At 71.3% G+C, this 7435-nt stretch carries 5 protein-coding genes and 1 pseudogene; 1 reads left to right on the plus strand and 5 read right to left on the minus strand.

Annotation, left to right across the window (positions count from 1 at the left end):
* Window positions 1-174: 174 nt before the first annotated feature.
* The 5 genes from AOK15_RS12025 to AOK15_RS12045 all read right to left on the minus strand — a co-directional run bounded on the left by AOK15_RS12025 (window position 175) and on the right by AOK15_RS12045 (window position 7275).
* Window positions 175-1224 carry an ABC transporter substrate-binding protein gene (locus AOK15_RS12025; RefSeq protein WP_055515745.1) on the minus strand — a complete coding sequence of 350 codons (1050 nt, stop codon included), beginning with the start codon at window positions 1222-1224 and terminating at the stop codon, window positions 175-177.
* A 319-nt stretch (window positions 1225-1543) separates the two neighbouring features.
* Entirely contained in the window at window positions 1544-2704 is a 1161-nt protein-coding gene (locus AOK15_RS12030; RefSeq protein WP_055515746.1) for an acyl-CoA dehydrogenase family protein, read from the minus strand.
* A 5-nt stretch (window positions 2705-2709) separates the two neighbouring features.
* Window positions 2710-3639: a hydroxymethylglutaryl-CoA lyase gene (locus tag AOK15_RS12035; protein ID WP_055515749.1), complete on the minus strand. Its 930-nt coding sequence runs from the start codon at window positions 3637-3639 to the stop codon at window positions 2710-2712.
* A 53-nt stretch (window positions 3640-3692) separates the two neighbouring features.
* Window positions 3693-5639, minus strand: a complete 1947-nt coding sequence (locus tag AOK15_RS12040) for an acetyl-CoA carboxylase biotin carboxylase subunit (protein WP_055515750.1) — start codon at window positions 5637-5639, stop codon at window positions 3693-3695.
* A gap of 19 nt (window positions 5640-5658) precedes the next feature.
* Window positions 5659-7275: a carboxyl transferase domain-containing protein gene (locus AOK15_RS12045; protein ID WP_055515748.1), complete on the minus strand. Its 1617-nt coding sequence runs from the start codon at window positions 7273-7275 to the stop codon at window positions 5659-5661.
* 87 nt (window positions 7276-7362) lie between these two features.
* On the opposite strand from AOK15_RS12045, the pseudogene AOK15_RS43850 reads away from it, so the two are divergent.
* Window positions 7363-7435 (plus strand): annotated as a pseudogene (locus tag AOK15_RS43850) (TetR/AcrR family transcriptional regulator); the annotation flags it as partial.

The following is a 7435-nucleotide window of genomic DNA, read 5'->3' on the forward strand; positions in this document are numbered from 1 at the left end:
GGTGCGGGTCCGGTGGGGGCTTCTCGCGCAGTTCCCCGCGCCCCTGAAGGCAACGGCCCCTGCGGGCCGTTGAAAAAGCACGGGGCGCAGCCCCTGCTTTTTCAGGGGCGCGGGGAACTGCGCGACCAGCCCCCACCGGACTGCGGTCGACCCCCGGCCTCAGCCCGGACGGGCCTAGCTGACCTTCTTGGCCTTCTCGATCGCCTCGGCCAGCTCCTCCAGGAGCGGCGCGCACTTGTCGTAGGACAGGATCGGCTCGGGGTTGCGCCCGATGACCTGACCGGCCTTGACCGCGGGCAGCTTCTTCCAGGTCGCCTCTTCGATCGCGTCCGGCTGGATCGCCGACGTGCGGTTGTCCATGATGATCACGTCCGCGTCGTACTTGTCGACGTTCTCCCAGCTGAGGTTCTCGAACCAGCCGCCGCTGGCCTTGAGGGCCTCGGCGCTCGGCTCGACGAAGTTCACGCCGAGGGCCTTGAAGTACTCCAGGTCGATGGAGAGGTTCGAGCCGGACACGTAGAAGATGTCCTGGCTGGCGGAACCGGCCAGCACCTTGATGCCGGGCTTGGCCTTGGTGGCCGCGCGCAGCCGGGCGGCGGCGTCCTCGAACCGCTTCTTCGCCGCGGTGACCTTCTTCGACGTGACGTCCGCGCCCAGCGACTCGGCGAGCTCGTAGAGCCGCTGGAGCGGCTCGGTCATCTGGCGGTCGTACACGGAGATGCCGACGCTCGGGGCGAGCTTGGCGATCTGGTCCTTGGACGTCTCGGGCACGTACCAGAGGGTGCCCGCGTCGTCGAACATCGTGGTGATGAGGACGTCGGGGGAGAGGGCCGCGTACTTCTCGACGCTGAACTCGTCCCAGACGTTGCCGACGACGGTGACCTTGCTGATGTCGAGGTCGCCCGCCTGGACGTCGGCCTTGCCGTTCTGGAGCCTGGTCGGGCCGAAGGCCCCCTTCACGCCGATGCCGTAGTCGTGCAGGGCCGCGGCGACACCCACGAACGCGACGATGTTCGCCGGGACCTTGTCGAGCTTGACGGTCTCGTCGCGGTCGTCCTTGAAGGTCCAGGGGCCCGACTTGGCGGCAGCCGTCTCCTTGCCGGAGCCGGCGCCGCTGCTCGCCCTGTCGTCTCCGCAGGCGGCGAGCACGGCACCGAGACCGAGTGCGCCACCGGCGGCGAGGACGCCACGGCGGGTGAGGTGAGCGGCTCTGGCGTTGGGCATGAGTATGGCTACTTTCGAACGGGGCGGAGTGCCGCCCGAGGGCGAGTTCGAAGATAGGTTAGCCTAACCTCACTACTTGTCCAGGGGTGGAGTCTGCTGTGGGGGTACCGCGTCCGGGGGTACGTCAATCTTTTGCATTTCCTGTGAATCGAAGGTTCGGCGGGTTTGCCAGGTGTTGAAGGGGTGCGAAGAGGCCCTCGGTGTCCCCCTCGTGAAGGTCTTGTCGAGCGGGTCGACCGGTCCCCGTGACCGCAGGACCGCCCCGCACGCCAGGAGGCCGGATCCGTAGAACGGATCCGGCCTCCTCGGTACGGCGGTATCAGCCCACGAGCCCCAACTCACGGGCGATCAGCATCCGCTGGACCTCGCTCGTGCCCTCGCCGATCTCCAGGATCTTGGAGTCGCGCCACATACGGGCCACCGGGTACTCGTTCATGAAGCCGTAGCCGCCGTGGATCTGCGTGGCGTCGCGGGCGTTGTCCACGGCGACCGTGGACGAGTACAGCTTCGCCAGCGCCGCCTCCTTCTTGAACGGCTCCCCGGCGACCAGCCGCGAGGCCGCGTCCCGCCAGGCGAGGCGGGCCGTGTGGGCCTTCATCTCCATGTCAGCGATCTTGAACTGGATCGCCTGGTTGGAGCCGATGGGCCGGCCGAAGGCATGGCGCTCCTTGGCGTACTTCACCGACTCGTCGACACAGCCCTGGGCGAGCCCCGTGGCGAGCGCCGAGATGGCGATCCGGCCCTCGTCGAGGATGCGCAGGAACTGAGCGTAGCCGCGGCCCAGTTCGCCGAGGAGGTTCTCCGCGGGGACCCGGACGTCGGAGAAGGACAGCTCGCGGGTGTCGGAGGCGTTCCAGCCGACCTTGGAGTAGGGCGCCGCCACCGTGAAGCCCGGAGTGCCGGACGGGACGATGATCGAGGAGATCAGCGGCTTGCCCTCCGGGGTGCGGCCGGTCACCGCCGTGACCGTGACGAGGCCCGTGATGTCGGTGCCGGAGTTGGTGATGAAGCACTTGCTGCCGTTGATCACCCACTCGTTGGTGTCCTCGTCCAGCCGGGCCGTCGTACGGGTCGCGCCCGCGTCCGAGCCGCCGTCCGGCTCGGTGAGACCGAACGCGCCCAGGATCTCCCCGGAGCACAGCCGCGGCAGCCACTCCTCCTTCTGGGCCGGCGTGCCGAACAGATGGATCGGCATGGCGCCCAGGGAGACCCCCGCCTCCAGGGTGATGGCCACGGACGAGTCGACCCGCGCCAGTTCCTCCAGGGCGATACCGAGCGCCAGGTAGTCGCCGCCCATACCGCCGTACTCCTCCGGGAACGGCAGCCCGAACAGGCCCATACGGCCCATCTCGCGCACGATCTCGTACGGGAACTCATGGCGCTCGTAGAAGTCGCCGATCTTCGGTGCGACGACCTCGTGCGCGAACTCCTCGACCGTACGGCGGAGTTCTTCCAGTTCGGGAGAGAGGTGGTGGTCCATGAAACTCACTGCTCCTTGTGGGAGAGGGCTCGTACGGTGCGGGACGGGCTGGGTCGGCCCAGGTGGTCGGCCATCCACGCGCTGGTGGCGACGAGACGGCCGAGATCGACGCCGGTGTCGATGCCGAGGCCCCGCAGCATCCACACGAGGTCCTCCGTGGCGAGGTTGCCGGTGGCGCTCTTCGCGTAGGGGCAGCCGCCGAGCCCGCCGGCGGAGGCGTCGACGGTGGTGACGCCGTGCCGCAGCGCCGCGAGGGTGTTGGCGAGGGCCTGGCCGTAGGTGTCGTGGAAGTGGACACCGAGGGCCGACGTCGGTACCCCCGCCTCGTTCAGCGCGGTGAGCAGCGCCTGCACATGGCCCGGCGTGGCGACGCCGATGGTGTCGCCGAGGCTCAGCTCGTCGCAGCCCAGGTCGAGCAGGGCCCGGCAGACCCGGACGACCTGCGGGACCGGCACCGGGCCCTCCCAGGGGTCGCCGAAGCACATGGAGAGATAGCCCCGCACATGCACCCCGTCGGCCTTGGCCCGGGTCACCACCGGGTCGAACATGGCCAGCGCCTCGTCGACCGTGCGGTTGAGGTTGGCCTTGGCGAAGGACTCGGTGGCGCTGGCGAAGACGGCGACCCGGCGGGCGCCCAGCGCCAGGGCCCGGTCGAGACCGCGCTCGTTGGGCACGAGGACCGGCAGGTCCACCGGCAGATCGGCGACCCGCGGGAACAGCGCCTCGGCGTCGGCGAGTTGTGGCACCCACTTCGGGTGCACGAAGCTCGTCGCCTCGATCGTCGTCAGCCCGGCGTCGGCCAGACGGCGGACGAACTCGGCCTTCACCTCCGTCGGGACGGTCGCCTTCTCGTTCTGCAGGCCGTCACGGGCGCCCACCTCGTGGATGCGGACCCGCGCCGGGAGTCCGTCGGCGGCCGGTGCGGGCACGGTCATCGGCAGGCCGAGGGAGGCCCCCTCCGCGGTCGTCCCCGTGTTGTCCGGTGAGGTCATCGCGCGGCCTCCTCGTCCTGCTCGTGCGGGGCGACGACCGCCAGCACCTGGTCCATGGCGACGGTGGTGCCCGGCGCCACGTCCAGTTCGGTGACGGTCCCGGCGTGCGGCGCGGCGATGACGTGCTCCATCTTCATCGCCTCCACCACCAGCAGACTCTGACCGGCGCTCACCTCGTCCCCGACGGCCACCTTCACCACGGTGACCGTGCCGGGCATCGGCGCCGTCAGCGAGTCCGCGCCCCCGTGGGCCGCGCCGGTCAGGGCCGCGGCCACCGGGTCGTGGTCCCGTACGTGCCAGGCGTCGCCGTCCCCGCCGAGCCAGTCGGCTGCCCGGTGGAAGGTGTGACGGACGCCGTCCAGGGTCACGGAGACCCGGTCGTCGGTGACGGTGTGGGTGCCCAGCGGGCGATGGGTGACCGGTTCGAGGCCCGGTACCCGCAGGTCGAAGGCCGGCGGAACGGTCTCACCGCCCAGGCGCCAGCCGTTCGGCACCGAGAACGGGTCCGTCCAGCCCTCCCCACGGGGCGTCAGCCCGTCGAGCCGCACCGCGGCCGCCGCCTCGTACACGGCCTCGGGCACCCCCTCCGGGACGAGCCCGTCGACCTCCCGCTCGACCAGGCCCGTGTCCAGGTCGCCCGCGACGACCGCCGGATGCGCCAGCAGCCGCCGCAGGAACCCGGCGTTCGTCTGGACGCCCAGGGTGACCGTCCCGGCGAGGGCGGCCCGCAGGCGGCGCAGCGCGGTGGGCCGGTCGGGGCCGTACGCGATCACCTTGGAGAGCATCGGGTCGTACAGCGAGCCGACCTCCGTGCCCTCGGTGAGGCCGGAGTCGGTGCGCACGCCGTCGCCCTGCGGTTCGCGCAGCCTGAGGATCGTGCCGCCGGAGGGCAGGAAGCCGCGCGAGGGGTCCTCGGCGCAGATCCGGGCCTCGACGGCGTGGCCCGTCAGCCGGATGTCGTCCTGCGTGAGGGCCAGCCGCTCGCCCGCCGCGACCCGCAGCTGCCACTCCACCAGGTCGACACCCGTGACCAGCTCGGTCACAGGGTGCTCCACCTGGAGGCGGGTGTTCATCTCCATGAAGTAGTACGACGACGGGTCGCCGCCGGGGACGATGAACTCGACCGTGCCCGCGCCGGAGTAGCCGCAGGAGCGGGCCGCCTGGACCGCCGCCTCCCCCATCGCGGCTCGGGTGGCCTCGTCGAGCAGGACGCTGGGCGCCTCCTCGATGACCTTCTGGTGGCGGCGCTGGAGGGAGCACTCGCGCTCGCCGAGGTGGATCACCTGCCCGTGGTTGTCGGCCAGGACCTGGATCTCGATGTGCCGGGGGCGGTCGATCCACCGCTCCACGAGGAGGGTGTCGTCACCGAAGGAGGCGCGGGCCTCACGGCGGGCGGCGGCGATCTCGTCGGCGAGCGCCGCCTCGTCCCGCACCAGCCGCATGCCCTTGCCGCCGCCGCCCGCGCTGGGCTTCAGCAGCACCGGCATCCCGATCTCCCGCGCCGCGTCGGCGAGCTGGGCGTCGGTCAGACCGCTGCCGCTGGAGCCGGGGACCACCGGCACCCCGGCCGCCCGGACCGTCTCCTTGGCGCGGATCTTGTCGCCCATGAGGGAGATGGCGTCGGCGGGCGGCCCGATGAAGACCAGCCCCGCCTGGGCGCAGGCCCGCGCGAACCCGGCGTTCTCCGCGAGGAAGCCGTACCCCGGGTGCACCGCCTGCGCGCCCGTGCGGGCCGCCGCCTCCAGCAGGCGCTCGACCGACAGATAGCTCTCCGCCGCCGGTGCCGGACCGATCCGCACCGCCGTGTCGGCCTCCCGTACGTGCCGGGCGTCGGCGTCCGCGTCGGAGTACACCGCGACCGAGCGGACGCCGAGGGCGCGCAGGGTGCGGATGACGCGGACGGCGATCTCGCCCCGGTTGGCCACCAGCACCGTGTCGAACATGCTCACGTTCACAGCCCCCTCACATCCGGAAGACGCCGAACTGGGGGTCACCCAGGGGCGCGTTGGCGCAGGCGGTCAGGGCGAGGCCCAGGACCTGGCGGGTGTCCAGCGGGTCGATCACGCCGTCGTCCCAGAGGCGGGCGGTGGCGTAGTAGGCGTTCCCCTGGCGCTCGTACTGGGCGCGGATCGGGTCCTTGAAGGACTCCTCGTCCTCCAGGGGCCACTGCTCGCCGCGCGCCTCCAACTGGTCCCGCTTCACGGTGGCCAGCACGGACGCGGCCTGCTCGCCGCCCATCACCGAGATCTTGGCGTTGGGCCACATCCACAGAAAGCGCGGCGAATACGCCCGGCCGCACATCGAGTAGTTGCCCGCGCCGTACGAACCGCCGACCACGACCGTCAGCTTGGGGACGCGGGTGCAGGCCACCGCCGTCACCATCTTGGCGCCGTGCTTGGCGATGCCCCCGGCCTCGTAGTCCCGGCCGACCATGAAGCCGGAGATGTTCTGCAGGAACACCAGCGGGATGCCGCGCTGGTCGCACAGCTCGATGAAGTGGGCGCCCTTCTGGGCCGACTCCGAGAACAGGATGCCGTTGTTGGCGACGATCCCCACCGGGTGGCCGTGGATCCGGGCGAAGCCGGTGACGAGGGTCTGCCCGAACTCCGCCTTGAACTCGGCGAAGCGCGAGCCGTCCACCACGCGCGCGATGACCTCCCGTACGTCGTACGGGGTGCGGGAGTCGACCGGCACCGCCCCGTACAGCGTGTACGGGTCCACCTTCGGCTCGACGGCCGGCTCGACCGACCAGGGCAGCGGGCCCCGCGAGGGCAGGGTGGAGACGATGGTCCGCACGATCCGCAGGGCGTGCGCGTCGTCCTCCGCGAGGTGGTCGGTGACTCCCGAGACCCGGGAGTGGACCTCGCCGCCACCCAGCTCCTCCGCGGTGACGACCTCACCGGTGGCGGCCTTCACCAGCGGGGGGCCGCCGAGGAAGATCGTCCCCTGGTTGCGGACGATCACGGCCTCGTCGCTCATCGCCGGGACGTACGCGCCGCCCGCCGTGCACGAGCCGAGGACGGCCGCGATCTGCGGGATGCCCGCGCCCGACATCCGGGCCTGGTTGTAGAAGATCCGGCCGAAGTGCTCGCGGTCGGGGAAGACCTCGTCCTGCATGGGCAGGAAGGCGCCGCCGGAGTCGACGAGATAGAGGCAGGGGAGGCGGTTCTCCAGCGCCACCTCCTGGGCCCTCAGGTGCTTCTTCACCGTCATCGGGTAGTACGTGCCGCCCTTGACGGTGGCGTCGTTGGCCACGACCACGCACTCGCGGCCGCTGACCCTGCCGATCCCGGCGATCACCCCGGCCGCCGGCGCCTGCCCGTCGTACATGCCGTCGGCGGCGAGGGGGGCCAGCTCCAGGAAGGGCGAGCCCGGGTCCAGGAGGGTGTCGACGCGGTCCCTCGGCAGCAGCTTGCCGCGGGCGGTGTGCCGGGCGCGCGCCTTCTCGCCGCCGCCGAGGCGGGCGGCGGCCAGCCTGGCGCGCAGCTCCTCGCCGAGGGCGCGGTGCGCGGCCTCATTGGCCCGAAACGACTCCGCCGCGGGGTCCACCGCGGTCGTGAGCTCCGGTGCCTGGTCCATCGTGCGGTCCCCTCACCTTTGTTAATGAGCGTTAACGCATTTCCTCCAGGTTAACGACCGCTAACCTCCCTGTCTAGAATTGGTTTCATGGCCACCAGAACCGACGCCCCCACCCGCCGCGAGCAGATCCTCAAGGAGGCCGCCCGGCTGTTCGCCGAGC

Origin of the sequence: Streptomyces ossamyceticus, from assembly GCF_001418475.1 — a bacterium.
GTDB lineage: Bacteria > Actinomycetota > Actinomycetes > Streptomycetales > Streptomycetaceae > Streptomyces > Streptomyces ossamyceticus.

Coding starts and splice junctions, on each gene's coding strand:
- AOK15_RS12045 (WP_055515748.1), bottom strand. CDS start 7,275: ATGGACCAGGCACCGGAGCTCACGACCGCGGTGGACCCCGCGGCGGAG.
- AOK15_RS12025 (WP_055515745.1), bottom strand. CDS start 1,224: ATGCCCAACGCCAGAGCCGCTCACCTCACCCGCCGTGGCGTCCTCGCC.
- AOK15_RS12035 (WP_055515749.1), bottom strand. CDS start 3,639: ATGACCGTGCCCGCACCGGCCGCCGACGGACTCCCGGCGCGGGTCCGC.
- AOK15_RS12040 (WP_055515750.1), bottom strand. CDS start 5,639: ATGTTCGACACGGTGCTGGTGGCCAACCGGGGCGAGATCGCCGTCCGC.
- AOK15_RS12030 (WP_055515746.1), bottom strand. CDS start 2,704: ATGGACCACCACCTCTCTCCCGAACTGGAAGAACTCCGCCGTACGGTC.